Annotated in this window: 15 protein-coding genes; 6 read left to right on the forward strand and 9 right to left on the reverse strand. The window is 57.7% G+C overall.

Annotated features, from left to right (window positions below; genetic code table 11):
- The first annotated feature begins 64 nt into the window (after positions 1 to 64).
- The 5 genes from JKP81_RS02180 to JKP81_RS02200 are packed head-to-tail and all read left to right on the forward strand — an operon-like array spanning position 65 to position 5,248.
- A complete protein-coding gene (locus tag JKP81_RS02180; RefSeq protein ID WP_200550437.1) occupies positions 65 to 1,693 on the forward strand; it encodes an ABC transporter substrate-binding protein in 1,629 nt (542 codons plus the stop codon).
- A complete protein-coding gene (locus JKP81_RS02185) occupies positions 1,690 to 2,727 on the forward strand; it encodes an ABC transporter permease (RefSeq protein ID WP_200550438.1) in 1,038 nt (345 codons plus the stop codon). Before JKP81_RS02180 ends, JKP81_RS02185 begins: the two co-directional genes overlap by 4 nt.
- A complete protein-coding gene (locus JKP81_RS02190; protein WP_200550439.1) occupies positions 2,724 to 3,629 on the forward strand; it encodes an ABC transporter permease in 906 nt (301 codons plus the stop codon). The genes JKP81_RS02185 and JKP81_RS02190 overlap by 4 nt, the downstream gene beginning before the upstream one ends.
- Positions 3,601 to 4,464: an ABC transporter ATP-binding protein gene (locus JKP81_RS02195; protein WP_200550440.1), complete on the forward strand. Its 864-nt coding sequence runs from the start codon at positions 3,601 to 3,603 to the stop codon at positions 4,462 to 4,464. The genes JKP81_RS02190 and JKP81_RS02195 overlap by 29 nt, the downstream gene beginning before the upstream one ends.
- A 10-nt stretch (positions 4,465 to 4,474) precedes the next feature.
- Positions 4,475 to 5,248: an ABC transporter ATP-binding protein gene (locus JKP81_RS02200; protein ID WP_200550441.1), complete on the forward strand. Its 774-nt coding sequence runs from the start codon at positions 4,475 to 4,477 to the stop codon at positions 5,246 to 5,248.
- A gap of 859 nt (positions 5,249 to 6,107) precedes the next feature.
- On the opposite strand, the gene yegS is transcribed toward JKP81_RS02200, so the two are convergent.
- The 3 genes from yegS to JKP81_RS02215 all read right to left on the reverse strand — a co-directional run bounded on the left by yegS (position 6,108) and on the right by JKP81_RS02215 (position 9,468).
- Entirely contained in the window at positions 6,108 to 7,007 is a 900-nt protein-coding gene (yegS, locus tag JKP81_RS02205; protein WP_200550442.1) for a lipid kinase YegS, read from the reverse strand.
- Positions 7,008 to 7,257: 250 nt separating this feature from the next.
- Positions 7,258 to 8,619, reverse strand: a complete 1,362-nt coding sequence (gene yegQ, locus JKP81_RS02210) for a tRNA 5-hydroxyuridine modification protein YegQ (protein WP_200550443.1) — start codon at positions 8,617 to 8,619, stop codon at positions 7,258 to 7,260.
- Between the two features lie 117 nt (positions 8,620 to 8,736).
- Positions 8,737 to 9,468 (reverse strand): tetratricopeptide repeat protein, encoded by a 732-nt coding sequence (locus JKP81_RS02215; RefSeq protein ID WP_200550444.1) that lies wholly within the window; start codon positions 9,466 to 9,468, stop codon positions 8,737 to 8,739.
- Positions 9,469 to 9,701: 233 nt separating this feature from the next.
- Here JKP81_RS02215 and JKP81_RS02220 point away from each other — a divergent pair, with 233 nt between their 5' ends.
- Positions 9,702 to 10,166: a helix-turn-helix domain-containing protein gene (locus tag JKP81_RS02220; RefSeq protein WP_200550445.1), complete on the forward strand. Its 465-nt coding sequence runs from the start codon at positions 9,702 to 9,704 to the stop codon at positions 10,164 to 10,166.
- 41 nt (positions 10,167 to 10,207) lie between these two features.
- Here JKP81_RS02220 and baeR read toward each other — a convergent pair whose 3' ends face one another.
- The 6 genes from baeR to JKP81_RS02250 are packed head-to-tail and all read right to left on the reverse strand — an operon-like array spanning position 10,208 to position 21,282.
- Positions 10,208 to 10,930: a two-component system response regulator BaeR gene (gene baeR, locus JKP81_RS02225; protein WP_017458511.1), complete on the reverse strand. Its 723-nt coding sequence runs from the start codon at positions 10,928 to 10,930 to the stop codon at positions 10,208 to 10,210.
- Positions 10,927 to 12,438 carry a two-component system sensor histidine kinase BaeS gene (baeS, locus tag JKP81_RS02230; RefSeq protein WP_200550446.1) on the reverse strand — a complete coding sequence of 504 codons (1,512 nt, stop codon included), beginning with the start codon at positions 12,436 to 12,438 and terminating at the stop codon, positions 10,927 to 10,929. Before baeS ends, baeR begins: the two co-directional genes overlap by 4 nt.
- On the reverse strand, positions 12,435 to 13,850 hold the full coding sequence (locus JKP81_RS02235) for an MFS transporter (protein ID WP_200550447.1): 1,416 nt from the start codon (positions 13,848 to 13,850) through the stop codon (positions 12,435 to 12,437). The genes baeS and JKP81_RS02235 overlap by 4 nt, the downstream gene beginning before the upstream one ends.
- Entirely contained in the window at positions 13,847 to 16,924 is a 3,078-nt protein-coding gene (mdtC, locus tag JKP81_RS02240; RefSeq protein ID WP_200550448.1) for a multidrug efflux RND transporter permease subunit MdtC, read from the reverse strand. The genes JKP81_RS02235 and mdtC overlap by 4 nt, the downstream gene beginning before the upstream one ends.
- Positions 16,925 to 20,047, reverse strand: a complete 3,123-nt coding sequence (locus tag JKP81_RS02245) for an MdtB/MuxB family multidrug efflux RND transporter permease subunit (RefSeq protein ID WP_200550449.1) — start codon at positions 20,045 to 20,047, stop codon at positions 16,925 to 16,927.
- Positions 20,047 to 21,282: an MdtA/MuxA family multidrug efflux RND transporter periplasmic adaptor subunit gene (locus JKP81_RS02250; RefSeq protein WP_200550450.1), complete on the reverse strand. Its 1,236-nt coding sequence runs from the start codon at positions 21,280 to 21,282 to the stop codon at positions 20,047 to 20,049. The genes JKP81_RS02245 and JKP81_RS02250 overlap by 1 nt, the downstream gene beginning before the upstream one ends.
- Positions 21,283 to 21,323: the final 41 nt, after the last annotated feature.

Below are 21,323 nucleotides of genomic sequence, written 5' to 3' on the forward strand. Positions count from 1 at the left end.
CAATGACTTTCGGGCTATACAAGCCGATTTCCGGCAAAACGTACTCTACAAACGGTATGCACAGATGAAAAAAACTTCCCTCGCGGGAGCGTGTTTACTCGCGCTCGCGCTGATGATGGGGAGCGGCGCGGCGTTGGCGAAAACGCCGCCCGATCAGCTCATCATCGGCATGAACATGAACAACCTGCTGACCCTCGATCCGGCGGCGATGACCGGCAACGAAGTGGTCGGCATTGTGGTCAATCTCTACGATTCGCTGGTTGAGCTCGATCCGAATGAACTCACCAACGTCAAACCGGCGCTGGCAGAGTCCTGGGATATCAGCCCGGACGGCAAAACGCTCACCTTCCACCTGCGCAACAACGTCAAGTTTCACTCCGGCAACCCGCTGACCGCGCAGGATGTGGTGTGGTCGATGCGCCGCCTGCTGCATTTGAACCTGGCGCAGGCGTCGGTGTGGAAATCCTACGGTTTTAGCAAAAAGAATATCGACCAGCAGGTGAGCGCACCGGACGACAACACCGTGCAAATCCGACTTCCTAAGCCTAATGATCCGCAACTGGTTATCTACTCGCTGGGCGCGCTGGGTAACCTCGGCGTGCTGGACAGCAAAACCGTGCAAAGCTATGAAGTGAACGGCGACTGGGGCAACCGCTGGCTGACTACCAACGAAGCGGGTTCCGGCCCGTTTATGCTGGAAACCTGGCAGGCGAAAGATGTGCTGCGTATGAAGCGCAATCCCGATTACTGGCGCGAGGAGCCAAAGCTGAGCCGCGTGGTGCTGCGCCATTTCCAGGAGTCGCAAACCCTGCGCCTGATGCTGGCGAAAGGCGATCTGGATATTGCCAACAACATGGCGGTATCGGATATCAACGCGCTGCGTAAAGACCCTGACGTGACGGTTGAAGCGGTGCAAAAGGGCACGGTTTATTACGTGGCGATGAGCATGAAAGAGCCGCATTTCGCCAATCCGAAAGTGCGCGAAGCGGTGCGTTATCTGATTGATTACCAGGGCATCAATAAAGCGCTGATGCCGGGCTACGGCGTGCTGCACCAGCGGCCGATCAAAGCGGGTATGCCGTCAACGCTGCCGGATCCCGGCTACCGGCTGGACATTCCGCGTGCGAAAAAACTGTTAGCGGAAGCAGGTTACCCGCAGGGTTTTGACACCACGCTGCGCGTACTGGCTGACCAGCCGTTTCTTAATATCGCCATTGCCGTGCAGTCAACGCTGATGCAGGCCGGGATCAACGCCAAAATCGTCACCGGCACCGGCAACCAGATTTATGGCGCGATGCGTGAGCGTAAATTCGAAATGCTGGTGGGGCGCGGCGGCAGCGGTGTGGAGCCGCATCCGCACTCGAGCCTGCGCGCGCTGGTCTATAACCCGGATAACAGCGACGAAGCCCGGCTGACCAACTTCCAGGGCTGGCGCACCAGTTTCTACGATAAACCGCTTAACGAGATGATCGACAACGCGTTGCTGGAGCGCGACCCGGAAAAACAGAAAACGGATTATCAGCAAATTCAGTTGCGCTATGACCAACTGATCCCGGCGCTGATCCCACTCTCGCAAATGGTGGATTCGGTGGTGGTGCGTAATGAAGTGAAAAACTTCCAGTCGCACCCGTCTGCCACCACATTCCTGCGCGATGTGTACAAAACGCCCGCCACCGGAGGAGAGAAAGGATGAGTTCGTTACTGCTTGCGCCTGGCTCACGCACCAGACGCCTTTCAAAACGGTTAACTCAGGTGGCGGTGACGCTGTTTGGCCTGTTGCTGCTGACCTTCTTTATTGGCCGCGTGATGCCTGTCGATCCGGTGCTGGCGATTGTCGGCCCGGATGCGGATCACAGCACCTATCAGCAGGTTTATCAGCAACTGGGCTTTGATAAGTCGCTGCTGACCCAGTTCGGCATTTACCTGAACAACCTTTTGCACGGCAATCTCGGCAACGCGTTGCTGACCGGTAAACCGGTGCTGGACGATATTGCGCGCGTCTTCCCGGCGACGCTCGAACTGGCGACGATGGCGATTATCGTTGGCGCCGGGCTGGGGATTCCGCTGGGTGTGCTGGCGGCGGCACGGCGTAACAGTGTGTCCGATTATGTGGTGCGCATTATCAGCCTTGCCGGTTACTCCACACCGATTTTCTGGGTTGGCATGATGGGGTTGCTGCTGTTCTATGCCTGGCTTGGCTGGGTCGGCGGTGCCGGTCGTCTGGATCTGGGGCTGGATGGCGTGGTTTTGCGTCGCACCGGGCTTATCACCGTGGATGCGTTACTGGCAGGCAACGGCGCGGTGTTCTGGAATGCGCTTAATCATCTGGTGCTGCCCGCCTCGCTGCTCGGTTTCCACTCGCTGGCGTATATCAGCCGCATGACCCGCAGTTTTATGCTGGCGCAACTGTCGCAGGAGTTCATCATCACCGCGCGGGTGAAAGGGTTGACGGAACGCCAGGTCATCTGGAATCACGCGTTTCGCAATATCCTCGTGCAACTATTAACGGTGGTGGCGCTGGCTTATGGTTCGCTACTGGAAGGGGCGGTGCTGATCGAAACCGTCTTTTCGTGGCCGGGCTTTGGTTCCTACCTTACCGGCAGTTTATTGCTGGGCGATATGAATGCGGTCATGGGCTGCGTACTGCTGGTCGGGGTGATTTTCGTGATGCTCAATCTGCTCTCCGACATGCTTTACCAACTCTTTGATCCGAGGACGAAATCATGACGGTCTCTTTTGATTCGCCGATCTCTTCGGCAAGCCGCGAGCGCAGCCTGCGCATCAAACGCGGCGTCGGGCGTGCGGCCGGTTTTATCGGCAAAATGGCGCGCAACCCGCTTACGGCTATCGGCGGCAGCATTATTTTGCTGCTGCTGGTGGTGGCGATTTTCGCACCGCTTATCGCCCCCTATAACCCGCTGGTTCAGGATCTGGAAAATGCGCTGAGCGCGCCGAATGCCGCGCACTGGTTTGGCACCGATGAGTTTGGTCGCGATATCTTCAGCCGCCTGGTCTACGGCTCGCGTATCACGCTCTACATCGTGCTGCTGGTATCCATCACTGTTGGCCCTCTGGGGCTGCTGCTTGGCGTCAGCGCCGGGTACTTTGGCGGCAAGGTCGATATGGTGCTGATGCGTGTGACCGACATCTTTATCTCATTTCCAAGCCTGGTGCTGGCGCTGGCGTTTGTCGCGGCGCTTGGGCCGGGGCTTGAACATGTGGTGATCGCCATTACGCTCACCGCCTGGCCGCCGATTGCACGACTGGCGCGCGCGGAAACCCTCTCATTGCGCCAGGCCGATTTTATCTCCGCCGTGCGCTTACAGGGTGCCTCACCGGTGCGCGTGCTGTGGCGTCATGTTGTGCCGCTGTGCCTGCCGTCGGTGATTATCCGCATCACCATGAATATGGCGGGGATCATCCTGACCGCGGCGGGGCTGGGCTTTTTAGGCCTGGGCGCGCAGCCGCCGGAGCCGGAGTGGGGCGCGATGATCTCAAGCGGGCGCACCTACATGATGGAGTGCTGGTGGGTAGTAACCATTCCGGGGCTGGCGATCTTGATCAACAGCCTGGCCTTTAATTTCCTGGGAGACGGCTTACGTGACATCCTCGATCCTCGCAGCGAATAATTCGCCGCTACTCGATGTGCGCAACCTGCATGTCGATTTTATCAACGGGCGCGCGGTGACCCATGCGGTACGCGGCGTCTCCTTCAGTCTTGGTCAGGAGAAACTGGCGATTGTCGGTGAGTCTGGCTCAGGGAAATCCACCGTCGGGCGCGCCTTGCTGCGCCTGCACCCGGCGAAAGCGCGCATTCAGGCAGATTGTATGCAGTTTGGCGATGTTGATCTGCTGAACATCAGCGAAGCGCAGATGCGCCAGGTACGCGGCAAGCGTATTTCGATGATTATGCAGGATCCGAAATATTCGCTGAACCCGGTGGTTTGCGTGGGCGATCAGATTGCCGAAGCATGGCTGACGCACCATCCAGGCAAGAAAGCCGAGGCGAAAGCAAAAGTGCTGGAGATGCTGGATGTGGTGCGCATTCGTCAGCCGGAGCGCGTTTACCACCTCTATCCGCATGAGATTTCCGGCGGGCAGGGACAGCGCATCATGATTGCCATGATGCTGATCACCGACCCGGAACTGGTGATCGCCGATGAACCTACCTCGGCGCTGGATGTTTCGGTACGTTTGCAGGTGCTGGGTTTACTGGACGACTTAGTGAAATCGCGCGGGCTGGGGCTGATTTTTATCAGCCACGACATCAACCTGGTGCGCAGTTTCTGTGACCGTGTACTGGTGATGTACGCCGGACGAGTAGTGGAGTCGATTGCCGCGAAAGATCTCGATAACGCGCAGCACCCCTACACGCAGGGGCTGATTCACGCCCTGCCGGAAATCCATAACCGTCGCCCGGTACTGCCAGTGTTGCAGCGTCAGGCCAGCTGGCTCGGCGAATAAGGAGAGCAGAATGATCAACGTCAAACACCTTCACCTCTCGTTTGGTGAAGGGGAGAAGCGCAATCAGGTGCTGGAGGATGTCAGTTTCAGCGTGCAGCCGGGTGAGATTTACGGGCTGGTGGGGGAATCCGGCTCCGGCAAAACCACGGTGCTGAAATGCCTGGCCGGGTTGTTTACCCACTGGGAAGGCGAGTTAGCAATCAACGGCCAGCCGCTGGAAAAGCGCCTTAGCCCGGCGCGCTGTCGGCTGGTGCAGATGGTGTTTCAGGATCCTTACGGCTCGCTGCACCCGCGTCACACCATTGGCGACATTCTGGAAGAGCCGCTGCAAATTCACGGCATTAACGACCGTGATCGGCGCATCAATACGCTGCTGGATAAAGTAGGGTTAAACCGCGCTTTTCGCGATCGTTATCCGCATCAGCTCTCCGGCGGCCAGCGTCAGCGTGTGGCCATCGCCCGGGCGCTGATTCTGGAACCGCGCGTATTGCTGCTCGATGAACCGACTTCGGCGCTGGATGTCTCGGTGCAGGCGGAAATCCTCAACTTGCTGGCGGCGCTGCATCAGGAGTCTCAACTCACTTATCTGATGGTGACGCACGATCTTGGCGTAATCGCCCATTTGTGCCAGAAAGTGGCGGTGATGCAGCACGGTAAAATCCTCGAGACATTAACCGTCGATGCGCTGGTGAGCGGCGCGGCGCAAACGGATTATACGCGGATGCTGGTTAACGCCAGCCAGCAATATAGCCGCGAGATGGCGCGCGAGGTGGCGGCGTATTAAGTTGGTGGGATTCATTGGCGCTGCTTTAGTATTGTGGAATGGTTCCGTTCACCATCAGAACGGTTCTCACAATAGACTTCATTGCGGTGAACGGGACCATTGCACCCATACGGCATGCCACATCGATTGCCGGATGGTGCATATCCGGCCTACAACAACGTACTTTCAGCAACACTGGCCTGGCTTTGACTTTCGGTCTCACAGCGATGGGGGTGAGTCCCCGCTGAAATCGGCGAACCGGAGCGTGAATGACAAGGGCTGGACGCCATGGATGGCGGCCAGAGGCGAATCGAGCCACGACGGCGAGTCGAGCCGACCGCAGGCAGGAATGCGGGAGGTGAGCGAAGTGCGCAGCACCGATTTCTCGCGGGGTCGCGGGGATTGATAAGGGGAGCGCGGCAGCTCCCCTTATCCCGTTCACAGTATGTGAAGCTTCAGAAACGCCAGAACGTCTGGTGAACGGAACCATTCCACCTGTGCGACATGCCACATCGATTGCCGGGTGTCGCACATCCGGCCTACAGCAACTACTTTTCAGCAACACTGGCTTTGTTTTGACTTTTGGTCTCACAGCGATGGGGGGGAGTCCCCGCTGAAATCGGCGAACCGGAGCGTGAATGACAAGGGCTGGACGCCATGGATGGCGGCCAGAGGCGACTCGAGCCACGACGGCGAGTCGAGCCGACCGCAGGCAGGCATGCGGGAGGTGAGCGTAGTGCGCAGCACCGATTTCCTGCGGGGCCGCAGGGATTGATAAGGGGAGCGCGGCAGCTCCCCTTATCCCGTTCACGGTATGTGATGTTTCAGAAACGCCAGAACGCCTGGTGAACGGAACCATTCCACAGTGGTGGTACATACATTAACGCAATAACGGGCAATCCGGCGGCAACCGGCATTGCAGCGCATTCGGCACCACTTCAATGCGAAATTGCTCACCGCGCAGCGGTTCGCCATCGAGATTAAACGTCATTTCATGCGGGGCATTGATCTCAAACCACGCCGATTTCCCGTCGACAATATGCGGGTTATCTTCCGGCTGTGTCAGGGTGGTGAACAGCGCCGGAAGCAGCTCATCGCCGGTGAAAATCCGTAGCTGTAATAAGCCGTCATTGATCAGCGCCTGCGGGCAGAGTTGCTGTCCACCGCCCGCCTGGCGGCCATTGCCGATGCCGATCACCAGTGCGTCGCCCTGCCAGTGAAAATCCTCACCGGTTATGTCGCAGCGATCCGCTTTCAGCATATCCATGCGCATCAGACCGTGAATCAAATAGGAGACGCCACCGAGCGCTGCTTTGAGTTTTTCCGGCGTTTCGCTGGTAATACGCGTACCAAAACCGCCGGTCGCCATATTGATAAAGCAGGTTTTATCGTTCACGCGGGCGATATCAATCGGCACCGCTTTACCGACAATCGCCAGTTGCAAGGCTTTATCCAGCGCTTCCGGGATGCCTGCGCTGGTGGCGAAATCATTGGCGGTGCCGAGCGGCAAAATGCCCAGCGCCGGGCTTGTCTCTCCGTTGCTGTTCACCAGCGCGGTCGCCACTTCGTTGATGGTGCCATCGCCGCCACCGGCAATCACCGTGGCAACCCCGAGCCGTTGTGCCTCCTCGACATAGCGCACCGCGTCGCCTTTTTCCCAGGTAACGCGCACCTGAATATCCATGCCTTCGTCGCGCAATAGTGTTACCGCTTCGCGCAGGGCTTCGTCTCCGGCGCTTTTACCGTTGAGGATTAACAAACTTGTGGGAAATGCGCTCATTCTCTTCATCCTTATTGAATTCGATGAGAAAAGTGTATCTCAGGAGAGAAAAGTGGGGAGAAAAAGCAGAGAAAGGATGAAAAAAAATCAGCCTGCGTAAGGGAGATTACGCAGGCTAAGGAGGTGGTTCCTGGTACAGCTAGCATTTATGGGTTATGTTTTTCAGCGAGAAGGATAATACCCGTATTAAACGGGGCGGTATGTGATCCGATTCTAAGATTTTTCGCGCCGAAAAAATAACCCTGCTCAATCACTTCGCGTGAGGATTACGAGTTGACTGCCCGGTGAAATTACGCATTAACAGCCCATATTCCAGCGCCATATCCTGCGGAACCGGTAGCCAGACAGTATAACCGTCCCCCGGTGCGACCGGCATGGCTTCGCCTTTGGCGTTTTCCATATGCTCCAGCGTAAAGTTGACGTTGCCCTGTGGCGTCATCAACTCCAGGCTATCGCCAACGGAGAACTTGTTTTTCACCGCTACGGCCGCAAAGTCGCCTTTGCGCTCACCGGTGAATTCACCGACAAACTGCTGGCGTTCGGAAACGGAATAACCGTATTCATAATTCTGATAGTCGTCATGGGTGTGACGGCGCAGGAACCCTTCGGTGTAGCCACGGTGCGCCAGGCCTTCCAGCGTCTCCAGCAGCGAGGTGTCGAACGGCTTGCCCGCGGCGGCATCGTCAATCGCTTTGCGATAAACCTGCGCAGTGCGCGCACAGTAGTAAAACGATTTGGTACGGCCTTCGATTTTCAGCGAATGCACGCCCATCTGCGTTAAACGTTCAACGTGCGCGATCGCCCGCAGATCTTTTGAGTTCATGATGTAAGTGCCGTGCTCGTCTTCGAAGGCGGTCATGTACTCGCCCGGACGCTGGGCTTCTTCAATCATGAACACTTTATCGGTCGGCGCACCAACGCCGAGCGTCGGTTCAATGTTCTGCACGGGGATCGGTTCATGCACATGTACGATATTGCCGATAGCGTCTTCTTTGCCTTCCTGCACCTTATATTCCCAGCGGCAGGCATTGGTACAGGTGCCCTGGTTCGGGTCGCGTTTATTGATATAACCCGAGAGCAGGCAGCGGCCGGAATAAGCCATGCACAGCGCGCCGTGCACGAAGATTTCAATCTCCATTTCCGGCACTTGAGCGCGGATTTCGGCAATCTCTTCTAAAGAGAGCTCGCGGGAAAGGATCACGCGGCTCAACCCCATTTGCTGCCAGAACTTCACGGTCGCCCAGTTAACGGCGTTGGCCTGCACCGAGAGGTGAATCGGCATCTGCGGGAAGTTTTCACGTACCAGCATGATTAAACCGGGATCGGACATAATCAGCGCGTCCGGCCCCATATCTACCACCGGTTTCAGATCGCGAATAAACGTTTTCAGCTTGGCGTTGTGCGGGGCAATGTTTACTACCACGTAAAACTGCTTACCCAGCGCGTGGGCTTCGTTAATGCCGATTTGCAGGTTTTCGTGGTTGAATTCGTTATTGCGCACGCGCAGCGAGTAACGCGGTTGGCCCGCGTAAACCGCGTCTGCGCCATAGGCGAAAGCGTAACGCATATTTTTCAGCGTTCCCGCCGGGGAGAGGAGTTCCGGTTTAAACATGATGTTCTCATTCTGATGACAGGTCAGACAGCCTCACCGCAGTGAGGCAGTAGGGGAGTTCCCCTAAATTTAGGGCGGGAATTGTAGCGCCGTGGGGCAGGGGAGTAAACCCGCGCGTTAGTTCACGCGCAGGTAGGTGCCATCGGCGCTGACGTTATGGCCGAAACCGCAGTTCATCGCGTCATCCGTTTTCATCTCCAGCCTGTTGAAATCCGCCGTCAGATTCAGCGAAATGGTGCATTGGGAAATGCCTTCATCTCGCAAAACGATGTCGCCTTTGCCGTTTTTCAGCGCCACTTTTTCGCTGAAATCGCCCATATTTGGCCCGGAGTACAGCCCCATAATGCCGAAATAAAGACCGGACCAGTCGGCCTGCCAGCTCTCTTTACCCTGCGGTTTGAGCGTGAGTACTTCCCACTCGCTGCGTCCGGCGTACTGCCAGTATTCACCTGCGGCGGAAGCCGGTTTTGGCAGCGCCTGCAGCTTGTCCTGAATACGTGAAAGGTTATATTTCGACTTTTCATCGTCCGGCATAATGGACAGCCACGCCTGCGCTTTGCGGTACTCGCCCTGGCGGATCCAGGTAAGCGCGACGTTGTTGTAGGCGGTCGCTACCAACACATCGTTCGGTTTATCTTTGCCTAATTCGCACTGCTCCAGCCATGCCGCCTGTTCTTCGAACGCCTCGCGTGCTTTGGGGTAGTCTTTCGCTTTGTAATACTGATCGCCTTTTTTGGCGTAATCGGCAATTTTCGCGCAGTCTGCATCCATCTGTGCTTCGGTTAGCTCTGCCTGGCAGTTGAACGCTGCAAAGAAGAGTGTCAGCGCACCGTAGTAGTATTTCCTCACTATCCCTTTCCTTTTATTGTTGTTAGGCCTGGCGGCTGGCGAAACGATACTCTGCCCCAGGCGGCAGCCATCATACAGAGGATTGCGCCGTTGTTCACGGAAGACGTATTCACTGGGGTTATACTTGACGACAGGCCGTGTCAGGCTGCTGTCGGGTTGCTGTCAGGTGCGGATCGTGTTGCTGTCTGCGGGGTTGGGTGACACTACAGGCCGGATTCATCAGGAGAAAGAGTATGAGCGATAACAAAGTAAAAACATTACGTCTGGCTCGGGCCTGGTCGCAGGAACAACTGGCAGAGATGGCGGCGCTGAGCGTCAGAACCGTGCAGAGAATTGAAAATGGCGATCAGCCTTCTCTGGAAACACTCAGCGCACTGGCGGCGGTGTTTGGCGTCAGCGTCACCGAGCTTTCCGCGCAGAGCGAGGCGGGCGAAGAGGCGCTGGATAAACGCATCACCGCAGCGCGGGAACAGCTGGACGCCGAAAGCAGTTTCTGGCGCATGTTGATCACCGCCGTTGTCGTCTGCATGCTACTGTTTTTCCTCAACCGCAGCACCTCGCCGGATAGCGATTGGTCATTGTGGGTGGCGGCGATTTGGGGCGGGCTGGTGGCGGTGAAAGGGCTGCGGATTTTTGTCTTCGCGAATCTGATTAGCCAGTGGCACAAGCAGCGTTTGCAGCGATTGCTGCGTAAATAACATGGATGAAGCGTGTCGGGCGCATGCGCCCGACACGCGACTTACGCCAGTTTGCAGGCGTCGGCTTCCCAGCGGTAGCCGACACCGTAAACGGCGCGGATAAAGGATTGCTCCTCATCCAGCGCTTCGAGTTTGCGGCGCAAGTTTTTGATATGGCTGTCGATGGTGCGGTCCGTCACCACGCGATAGTCATCATAAAGATGGTTAAGCAACTGCTCGCGGGAGAAGACTTTACCCGGCTCGCTGGAGAGGGTTTTCAGCAGGCGAAACTCAGCGGGGGTAAGATCCAACAGCTTGTTGTGCCAGCTCGCCTGGAAACGGCCTTCATCGACAATTAGCGGGCTTTCTGCGTCCAGCCGCTCCAGCTCGCGCTGCGGTTTGCAGCGGCGCAGAATGGTTTTCACGCGCGCCACCACTTCACGCGGGCTGTACGGTTTGCAGATGTAATCATCCGCGCCAATCTCCAGCCCCAGCAGGCGGTCGATCTCTTCGATTTTCGCCGTCACCATAATAATGGGCACGTTAGAAAAACGGCGGATTTCCCGACATAACGTTAATCCGTCGGTACCGGGGAGCATCAAATCCAGCAGGATCAGATCCGGCGGCGTCTGGCGCACGTAAGAGAGCACCTGATCGCCGTGGTTAATCAGCGTTGGCGCGTAGCTTGCCGCGCGCAAATAGTCGAGCAGCAACTGCCCAAGCTTTGGCTCATCTTCAACAACCAGGATGCGTGGCGTGTTTTCATCGATCGGTAACTCAGTCATACATCTCTCGTTTTTTCGCGTTCAAGCGGTAGTTCAACTGTAATGCTAACCCCGCCGAATGGCGAGTGCGCCGCATGGATAGCGCCACCGTGCGCTTCCACAATATTCAAACAAATAGCCAGCCCCAGGCCGGAGCCGCCGCTGGCACGGTTACGTGAGCCTTCCGTGCGATAAAAGCGCTCGAAAAGTCGTTTGAGCTGCTCATCGCTGACGCCCGGTGTACTGTCGGCAAAGCGCATCACCAGTGTGTTGTCACGGGTCATGACCTGGATAAGCGTTTGCCCGCCTGCATCGGTGTAGCGCAGGCTGTTTTCCAGCAGGTTGTTAAATAACTGCATCAGACGATCGGGATCGCCAAACACCGTGGCGCTGGCGGGCACTTCAAGAGAAAGGGTCAGATTGCGGCTGGCGTAACGCTCGCGGAAAGCGCCTGCGGCGATCTCGACCAGCGACACCACATCCACCGGCGCTTTCTGGTAGGCCAGTGCGCCTTCATCGGACATCGACAGCTGATGCAGGTCATTGACCAGCTTGGTCAGCGTGCCAACTTCCGCCTGCAGCGAGGCCACCGATTCCGGTGTGAATTGCCGCACGCCGTCCTGAATCGCCTCCAGTTCGCCGCGCAGCACCGCCAGCGGCGTGCGCAGTTCATGCGAGATATCCGCCATAAAGTCACGGCGCATCTGCTGGTTACGCTCCAGCGTGCTGGCGAGCTGGTTAAAGTCGCGCGCCAGCCGGCCAAGCTCATCCTGGCTACCGGGATTGACGCGGGTGGAGAAATCGCCCGAGGCGAGCCGGTGGGTGCCATCGACCAGCCGTTTTACCGGCGCCAGTAAACCGCGCGCCAGCGGGAAAGTAGCCAGCGCAGCAAGCAGCGTGGCAAGACCGACAATCAGCCAACTGGTGCGCCGCTGCTGGCGATCAAAGTTGATATCGGTATTGCGCGTCAGACGCTCAATCGGCGAAGCGATAACCCAACCGACGGTCGCATTATTAACAACAATCGCCCGGCGAGTGCCGTCCTTTGGTACCGGTGAGCGCGGGCCGACCAGCACAGTATTGTCCTGATCGGTGACCCAGAATTTGGTGCGCCAGCCGTGCGGCGGCATATCCGGCGGTGGCGGGCCAGGCTCGCGTTCCATTTCGCCATCCGGGCCGGGGCGCATGTCGCGGTCCATGCCAGGCGGTGCGTTTCTTTCCATCTCGCGCGGTGGCTCGCCAGGCCGGTCTTCTTCACGATCGTTATCGCGTTCGAATGAACGCAAGAGCTGAAAAATCACCCGGTCGTTGTTGCGCAGAAACTGCCAGCTTCCGTTCTGCGCATACTGCTCGGCCAGCGAGTCGCTCAGCATTTGCAGGCGCTGTTCGTTACCGCGCTTAATGTAGTCAATAAAACCGTGCTCAAAGCTCAGACGCACCGCCCAGTGCATGGTGATCAGCAGAACAATGCAGGTGGCTAAAATCGCCAGAAACAGTTTGGCCGTAATACCCGGCCGCCAGAACTTCATGATTCTCTCCTGTTGCGACGGGCAATCACGACGTTCTGGCTGGCGTCATTCGGGACGCGGGCGAAGAGCAACGCCGGAAGTGAAATAATCACCGCCATGCTGAGGTACGTGTAAAGGAAAACATGGTGCGCCACCCCGCTGTCCGCGGACAGATGCTGCTGACCAAACAGGCCGAGTAGCAGCCCGGCGATGGTCACGCCGATACTCATCGATAACTGCATGATCATTGACAGCAGACTATTGCCGCCACTGGCCAGCTCATCGGGCAGATCTTTGAGCGTTAACGTATTCATGGAGGAGAAGCGCATTGAATTGATCATCCCCTGGCAGAACAGCACCACCGGCAGCAGGTAATACCAGCCGAGCAGGGCCGTTGCCATAAACAGCAGGCTGATGGCGGCCAGGCCAAGCGTGGAACAGACCAGCGCGCGGCGATAACCAAAGCGGTTCACCACCTGTACCACGATGCGTTTCATCCCCATGCTGCCCAGCACCATCGGGATCATCATCAGCCCGGCGTGAAAGGGCGAAAACCCCAGGCCAATCTGCAAAAACACCGGCGTCATAAACGGCAACATACCGCTGCCGATGCGCCCGGTGAAACTTCCGGCCAGACCCAGCGAAAAAGAGGGCGTGCGGAATAACCGCAGATTAAACAACGCGCCGTCGTTGCCTCTGGCATGCAAAAGATAAAAGAGGATCGCCGCAGCGCCCACCGCCACCAGCGCGCCGAGTTGCCACGACGTTAGCCCCAGTCCGCGATTACCATCGAGCGCCAGCGTCAACGTTGCCATGCCGCCCGCGAGCAGCACAAAACCCGCCATATCAAAGCGGCGGTTTTGCAGGGTGTAGTTGGGCATCAGGCTCAGGGTGGCAATCGCACCGAGAATACCCACCGGCAGGTTAATGAGGAAAATCCAGTGCCAGGAGGCATATTCCACCAGGATACCGCCAAGCGCCGGGCCGAGCAGTGGACCAACTTGCCCCGGCAGGGTGACAAAAGTCATCGCCGCCATGTACTGATCGCGCGGGACAATTTTCATCACCGTTAGCCTGCCAACCGGCACCATCATCGCGCCGCCGACACCTTGCAGCACACGTGACATGACCAACTGATCGAGCGTAGAAGCCTGCGCGCAAAACAGTGAGCCGGTGGTAAACAGCAAAATGGCGGCAAAAAAGATGTTTCGCACGCCTACTCTGTCAGCCAGCCAGCCGCTGGCGGGCAGCATCACCGCTACCGTCAGCACATAGGCGACGACCACCATATGCATGTGCAGCGGGCTCTCCCCGAGGCTTTTCGCCATCGAGGGGAGCGCAGTGTTAACAATGGTGGTATCCAGCGACTGCATAAAAAAGCCAAAGGCGACAATCCATAGCTGCCAGCGGATGTTTTTGGGTAGCTCATTCATTCACTAACAGGCTCTCTTTCGTGTCGGCTAAAACGCATGCGCAGGCGGTCGAAGAACAGATAGACCACCGGCGTGGTGTACAGGGTGAGCAACTGGCTCATTACCAGCCCGCCGACAATGGTGATACCAAGCGGCTGGCGTAGCTCGGAGCCATCGCCACCGGAGATAACCAGCGGCAGCGCGCCAAACAGCGCTGCCAGCGTGGTCATCATAATCGGGCGAAAACGCAGCAGACAGGCCTGGAAAATCGCCTCTTCAGCCGTGAGGTTCCCCTGGCGCTGCGCTTCAAGCGCGAAGTCGACCATCATTATCGCGTTTTTCTTTACAATCCCAATCAATAGCATAATGCCAATGAGCGCTATTAAACTGAACGGCGCACCGAAAAGCTCAAGTGCCAGCAGCGCGCCCACGCCCGCCGAGGGCAGGGTAGAGAGAATGGTCAGCGGGTGAACATAGCTCTCGTACAAAATCCCCAGCACGATATAGACCGTCGCAATTGCCGCCAGGATCAGAATGACCTGCGAGTTCATCGTCTCCTGGAACACCTGCGCGGTGCCGGCAAAACTGCCGCGCACGCTGGAAGGGACGCCAAGCTGCGTCATCGCGCGGTTAATGGCGTCGCTGGCTTGCGATAACGAGGTTCCTGTTGGCAGGTTAAAAGCAATGGTTGAGGCCGCCGAAAGCCCCTGGTGATTCACCGACAGCGGCGCGTTGGCGGGCTGCCAGTGCGCGAAGTAGGAGAGCGGGATCGTTTTGCCGTCACTGTTGATGACGTACATCTTATCCAGCGCGCTGACATCCTGGGTGTAACGCGGGTCGACTTCCATCACCACTTTGTACTGGTTTAGCGGCTGGTAGATGGTGGAAATCTGCCGTTGACCGAAAGCATTATTCAACAGGCTGTTAGCTGCCTGGACGCTGATACCGAGTCGCGACATGGTTTCGCGGTCGTACACCAGATTCATCTCCGCACCGTTATCCTGCTGATCCGAGTTAACGTCCGCCAGCTCCGGCAGCGCGGCAAGGGCTTTGCGGATTTTGGGTTCCCATTCGCGCAGGGCGCTGAGCGAGTCCGACAGCAAGGCGAACTGGTAGCTGGCGTTGGCCTGACGTCCGCCGACGCGAATATCCTGCACGGCCATCAAAAACAGGCTCGCGCCCGGCTCTTTGGCCAGCTTGCCGCGCAGACGATCAATGACCTGTTGCGCGGTCTCTTTACGCACATCGCGGGATTTCAGGGTGATAAACATCATGCCGCTGTTAACGCGCGAACCGCCAGTAAAGCCGGTGACATTATCCACCGCCGGATCGTCACGAATGATTTTCATAAAGTCCTGCAACTTGCCGCGCATTGCCTGGAATGAAATGCTCTGATCGGCCTGAATACCGCCCATCAGCACGCCGGTATCCTGCTCCGGGAAGAACGTTTTCGGAATCGAAATATAGAGCCAGATATTGAGCGCGATGGTGCCAATTAACACTAACCCGACTAACCGCGCGTGGTTGAGCACCCATTTCAACGAACGCGCATATTGCCGCTGCAGCGCCACCAGCAGGCGGCCGAAGCCTTTTTCCCGGCTGCGCTCGCGGGGTTTATGCGCTTTTAACAACCAACCGCACATCATCGGCGTTAGCGTCAGGGAAATGGCCAGCGAAATACCAATCGCCACCGACAGCGTGACGGCGAATTCGCGCAGCAAGCGTCCCGGCAAGCCCGCCATCAGCAGCAGCGGCAGGAATACGGCCACCAGCGAGATGCTCATCGATAGCACGGTAAAGCCCACTTCGCGCGTACCTTGCAGCGCCGCCTGCAGCGGTTTCATCCCCGCTTCCAGATGGCGCGAGATATTTTCCAGCACCACAATGGCATCATCGACAACAAAACCGGTGGCAATGGTGAGCGCCATAAGCGACAGGTTATTCAGGCTAAATCCGCATAAATACATGGCGGCAAAGGTGCCGATAAGCGACACGGGCACAGCGACTGCCGGGATCAGCGTTGCGCGGCCTGAACGCAAAAACAGGAATACCACGAGGATCACCAGCGCCACCGAGATAACCAGCGTCTGTTCGACCTCGGCCAGCGAAGCGCGAATGGTCGGCGAGCGATCCTGGGCGATTTGTAAATCGATAGCTGCGGGAATGGTTTGCTGCAAGCCGGGCAGACGCGCGCGAATGCTGTCCACTGTCTGGATAATATTGGCTTCCGGCAGTTTGCGGATCATCAGCAAAATGGCGGGCTTCGCATTGGTCATCCCGGCGTTGCGCACGTCCTGCACCGAGTCAGTGACTTTAGCGACATCGCTTAAGCGCACTGCGGAGCCGTTTTTGTAGTGAATGATTAACGGTTGGTATTCGGCGGCGGTTTTCAGCTCATCATTGGTTTGCACCTGCCAGCGTTGCGAACCGTCTTCCACCGCGCCCTGCGGTTTACGCACGTTGGCATTGCTGATTGCTGTGCGCACCGAATCCAGCGACACGCCCTGGTTAAACAGCGCCTGCGGGTTTAAATCCACGCGTACGGCAGGCAGGGAGCTGCCGCCAACATCAACGTCGCCCACGCCATCAATCTGCGCGATGGTTTGCGCCAGTTGCGTCGAGGCGAAGTCATACAACTGACCCTGCGAATAGGTGTCTGACGTGAGTGTCAGGATCATGATTGGCGCAGCAGACGGATTCGCTTTGCGATAGGTGGGGCGGGATGGCATGCCGCTTGGTAACAGGTTTTGCGCCGCGTTAATCGCCGCCTGCACATCGCGCGCCGCGCCGTTGATATCGCGGTCGAAATTAAACTCAAGAATAATACGCGTGCTGCCCAGCGAGCTGGATGAGGTCATTTCACTCACCCCGGCAATGCGCCCGAGCGAGCGCTCAAGCGGGGTGGCAACAGAGGAGGCCATGGTTTCCGGTGACGCGCCCGGCAGTGAGGCGCTGACCATAATCACCGGAAAATCGACCTGCGGCAGCGGGGCGACCGGCAGCAACCGGAAGCCGAGAATGCCGCACAGCGTAATGGCGAGCGAAATCAAAATCGTCGCCACCGGGCGGTAAATGAAGAGGGCGAAAAACTTCACTTACGCCTCCTCTTCACGGCGCGGGAAACGCTTTTTCACCGCCAGCGACAGGCGATCGAATAACAAGTAAATCACCGGCGTCGTAAAGAGCGTCAGCACCTGACTCACCAGCAAACCACCGACCATGCCAATGCCCAGTGGGCGGCGTAACTCTGCGCCGACGCCAGTGCTCAGCATTAACGGTAGCGCACCAAGCAGTGCCGCCAGGGTGGTCATTAATATCGGGCGAAAACGCAGTAAACAGGCCTGGAAAATCGCATCGCGCGGCGACATGCCCTCTTCGCGTTCGGCGGCGAGGGCGAAGTCGATCATCATGATGGCGTTTTTCTTGACGATACCAATAAGCAAAATAATGCCGATGATAGCAATCACATCCAGTTCACTGCCGGACACCATCAGCGCCAGCAGCGCGCCAACGCCAGCCGTTGGCAACGTTGACAGAATGGTGATGGGGTGAATAAAGCTCTCATACAGCACGCCGAGCACGATATACATCGCCGCGACTGCCGCAACAATCAGCCAGATGGTACTGCCAAGCGCCGCCTGGAACGCCAGCGTGCTGCCCTGGAATTGCGTGGTGATGTCCGTCGGGAAGTTAAGCGTTTTCTCGCTATCCAGCACCGCCTGCACCGCATCGCCGAGCGAATACCCCTCCGCTACGTTGAAGGAAATTGTCGTCGACGGAAATTGATCCAGATGGTTGATGCTCAGCGGGGCGTAGCGTTGCTCCACTTTCGCAATCGACGAGAGCGGCACGACGCCGCCATCGGTGCTGGTCAGGCGAATGTTGTCCAGCGCGGAAAGCCCCGGCGTTTGCGCCGTGTCGTGTTCCAGCACCACGCGATACTGGTTTGCCTGAGTGTAAATGGTAGAGATTAATCGCTGACCAAACGCGTTATAGAGCGCGTTATCCACATCCGCCATGTTGATGCCAAGGCGGCTGGCACTGTCGCGATCGACATTAACATAGGCCACCAGGCCTTTGTCCTGCCAGTCGCTGCTGACATCCGCCAATTGTGGCAGCGCCTGCAGTTTACTCACCAGTTGCGGCACCCAGGTACTGAGCGCATCTAACGAGTTGGCCTGCAAGGTAAACTGATATTGCGTGCGGCTAACGGTGGTATCGATGGTTAAATCCTGCGTCGGTTGCAGGTAGAGTGCGACGCCGGGCACTTTCGCCGCCGCCTGTTGCAGGCGCTCAATCACCGGCTGGACGCGATCGTCGCGCTCATCCAGCGGTTTCAGGTTGATTTGCAATCGTGCGCTGTTAAGCGACGGGTTGGTGCCATCAACCCCGACAAAGGAGGTCAGGCTTTCTACCGCCGGATCGCGCAGGATAATATCGGCCACCTGGCGCTGACGCTCTGCCATGCTGGCAAAGGATGCGGATTGCGGCGCTTGCAGGGTGCCCTGGATAATACCGTTGTCCTGCACCGGGAAGAAACCTTTCGGAATAAACACCCATAACATGATCGACAAAAACAGCGTGCCGACCGCCACACTCAGCGTCAGCCACGGGTGATTGAGCACTTTGCTCAGTAGCCTGCCGTAGGCCGCGATAACGCGCTCGAAGAAGCGCTCCGAGGCGCGAGAAAAACGGTTCTGTTTGCGCAAGGATTCGGCGCTCAGCATGCGTGCGCACATCATCGGCGTCAACGTCAGCGACACAATCGCGGAAATCAGGATCGCTATCGCCAGCGTGACGGCAAATTCTCGGAACAGGCGGCCTACTATATCCCCCATAAACAGCAGCGGGATCAGCACCGCAATCAACGAGAAGGTCAGCGAGATAATGGTAAAACCGATCTCACCAGCTCCTTTCAGGGCGGCGGCGAGCGGTTTTTCGCCTTTTTCGATGTAGCGCGAGATGTTCTCGATTACCACAATGGCGTCGTCGACCACAAAGCCGGTGGCGATGGTCAATGCCATTAGCGTCAGGTTGTTGATCGAGAAATCAAGAAACACCATCGCCGCGAATGTCCCGACCAGTGACAGCGGCACCGCCACGCCCGGAATAATGGTCGCCGGAATATTGCGCAGAAAGACGTAGATAATCATCACCACCAGCGCGATGGCCAGCATCAGTTCAAATTGGGTGTCGTCAACCGACGCGCGGATATTGTTGGTTCTGTCCGATAGCACTTTCACCGTTACCGATTTTGGCAGGCTTTCGGTTAACTGCGGCAGCAGCGTCCGGATGCTGTCGGCGGTGTCGATAATGTTCGCCCCCGGCTGGCGCTGGACATTCATGACAATCGCTTGTTGCTTATTAGCCCACGCACCAAGCCAGCTATTTTCTGCGCCTTGTTCCACGGTCGCGATATCGCCAAGGCGGATCGGCGCGCCGTTCTGATAGGCGACAATCAACTGGCGATACTCTTCGGCAGACTGCATTTGATCGTTGGCGGAAAGTGTGACGGCGCGGGTTGGGCCGTCGAGGCTGCCTTTCGCTGAATTGACGTTGGCGTTACTGATGGCGGTGCGAATGGTTTCGCTGGTCAGCCCGAGAGCAGCAATCGCCTGGGCATTGAGTTTGACGCGCACCGCCGGGCGCTGGCCGCCAGAAAGCGTCACCAGGCCGACGCCGGAAACCTGCGAGATTTTCTGCGCGACGCGTGTTTCCACCATATCTTCCACCTGGGTCATGGGCATGGCGGAAGAGGTGACGGCGAGCGTCATTATCGGTGGGTCTGCCGGGTTAACTTTACTGTAGACCGGCGGGTTGGGCAGATCGGACGGTAGCAGGCTGTTTGCGGCATTCATCGCCGCCTGCACTTCCTGCTCGGCGACATCGAGCGGCAAACTGAGCTGGAACTGCAATGTCACCACCGACGCGCCGCCGGAACTTTGCGACGACATCTGTTTTAAGCCGGACATCTGACCAAACTGGCGCTCCAGCGGCGCGGTAATCGCCGAGGTGACCACATCGGGGCTGGCGCCGGGGTAGAGCGTCACCACCTGAATGGTTGGGTAATCGACTTCAGGCAGCGCGGAAACGGGCAGAAAACGGTAGCCGATAATACCGGCAATCAGGATCGCCACCATCAACAGCGTGGTGGCGACCGGACGCAAAATAAACAGACGGGAAGGGCCGCCCGTCCGGCCCGGCGGTAGCAACTGCATCAGGAATGCGCTCCTTTGGCCGGATGTTCACGCTTTGCCGGTACGGCGTCGGCGTTTTTCGCATCCACGACTTCCACTTTCGCCCCTTCGGTCAGGCGGTCAATGCCGTCCGTCACCACGCGATCGCCCGCCGACAGACCGGCGGCAATCACCACTTTCTGGCTGTCCTGAATACCTGGCGTGACGGTGTGTTTGCTGACCTGATTTTTATCGTTCAGAACCCAGACGAAGTTGCCTTCGTTGCCCATTTGCAGGGCAGCGGCCGGGATCACTACCGCGTCCTGCTGCGTGGCCACCAGCATGCGCGCGTTGACGAACTGGTTGGGGAACAGGGCATCGTCCTGGTTATCAAAGCGGGCTTTCAGTTTGATGGTGCCGGTGGTGGCGTCAATCTGGTTATCGAGGCTTAACAATGTGCCGCTGCTCAGCTTCTGTTTATTGGTGCGATCCCAGGCTTCCACCACCAGTTGCTGACCTGCTTTTTGCGCCTGCACTACGGTTGCGATTTCGCTTTCCGGCAGGGTAAACACCAGATCGATGGGGTGCGTTTGCGTTAACACCACGATGCCGGTGGTGTCGCTGCTGCTGATTTGGTTGCCGATATCCACCTGTTTTAAACCCACGCGCCCGGAAATGGGCGCGGTGATACGGCTCCAGTCCAGCTCTAACTGTGCGCTGGCAACAGAGGCTTCATCGGCTTTCACGGTGCCTTCCGATTCGGTCACCAGCGCTTGCTGGCTATCGAGATCCTGGCGTGAAACCAGGCTGGTTTTCGCCAGTTGCTGGTAGCGAGAAAGGTCACGGCGGGCGTTGGCGAGTGTAGCTTTATCTTTCGCCAGTTGGCCCTGCGCTTGCGCCAGTGCCACTTTGAACTGGCTTGGATCGATTTCCGCCAGCAGATCGCCGGCTTTTACTTGCTGACCTTCCTGGAAATGGATCGCCATAAGCTGGCCCGAAACGCGGCTGCGCACGGTAACGGTGTTAGCGGCGGTAATGGTGCCGAGCCCGGAGAGATAACGCGGTACGGCTTCACGGGTTGCGGTTGCGGCCTGCACCGGCGGCAGCGCACCACCGCGCATACCATGACGGCCACCAGCCGGCGCACCCTGGCGCTGAGTCTGTCCGGTAGCGGTAGAAGAAGGATCTTTATGTGCGAACTGGTACCAGGCTACGCCCGCTACCGCCATGACCACGGCCGCGACAAGCGTGCGGCGAAACGTAACACTGCCTTTCATCGTTATGGGTATCTCATCGGAAAACTAATGGCGAAATAATA

The sequence above is a fragment of the Kosakonia sp. LAM2021 genome, assembly GCF_016620385.1.
In the GTDB taxonomy this organism is placed as follows: Bacteria; Pseudomonadota; Gammaproteobacteria; order Enterobacterales; family Enterobacteriaceae; genus Kosakonia; species Kosakonia sacchari.

What these genes read in the sequence shown, in the direction of transcription:
- JKP81_RS02180 (WP_200550437.1), top strand. Translation starts at nt 65, where the DNA reads ATGAAAAAAACTTCCCTCGCGGGAGCGTGTTTACTCGCGCTCGCGCTG.
- JKP81_RS02245 (WP_200550449.1), bottom strand. Translation starts at nt 20,047, where the DNA reads ATGCAGTTGCTACCGCCGGGCCGGACGGGCGGCCCTTCCCGTCTGTTT.
- JKP81_RS02185 (WP_200550438.1), top strand. Translation starts at nt 1,690, where the DNA reads ATGAGTTCGTTACTGCTTGCGCCTGGCTCACGCACCAGACGCCTTTCA.
- yegQ (WP_200550443.1), bottom strand. Translation starts at nt 8,619, where the DNA reads ATGTTTAAACCGGAACTCCTCTCCCCGGCGGGAACGCTGAAAAATATG.
- JKP81_RS02235 (WP_200550447.1), bottom strand. Translation starts at nt 13,850, where the DNA reads ATGAATGAGCTACCCAAAAACATCCGCTGGCAGCTATGGATTGTCGCC.
- JKP81_RS02190 (WP_200550439.1), top strand. Translation starts at nt 2,724, where the DNA reads ATGACGGTCTCTTTTGATTCGCCGATCTCTTCGGCAAGCCGCGAGCGC.
- JKP81_RS02220 (WP_200550445.1), top strand. Translation starts at nt 9,702, where the DNA reads ATGAGCGATAACAAAGTAAAAACATTACGTCTGGCTCGGGCCTGGTCG.
- JKP81_RS02250 (WP_200550450.1), bottom strand. Translation starts at nt 21,282, where the DNA reads ATGAAAGGCAGTGTTACGTTTCGCCGCACGCTTGTCGCGGCCGTGGTC.
- JKP81_RS02200 (WP_200550441.1), top strand. Translation starts at nt 4,475, where the DNA reads ATGATCAACGTCAAACACCTTCACCTCTCGTTTGGTGAAGGGGAGAAG.
- baeS (WP_200550446.1), bottom strand. Translation starts at nt 12,438, where the DNA reads ATGAAGTTCTGGCGGCCGGGTATTACGGCCAAACTGTTTCTGGCGATT.
- yegS (WP_200550442.1), bottom strand. Translation starts at nt 7,007, where the DNA reads ATGAGCGCATTTCCCACAAGTTTGTTAATCCTCAACGGTAAAAGCGCC.
- baeR (WP_017458511.1), bottom strand. Translation starts at nt 10,930, where the DNA reads ATGACTGAGTTACCGATCGATGAAAACACGCCACGCATCCTGGTTGTT.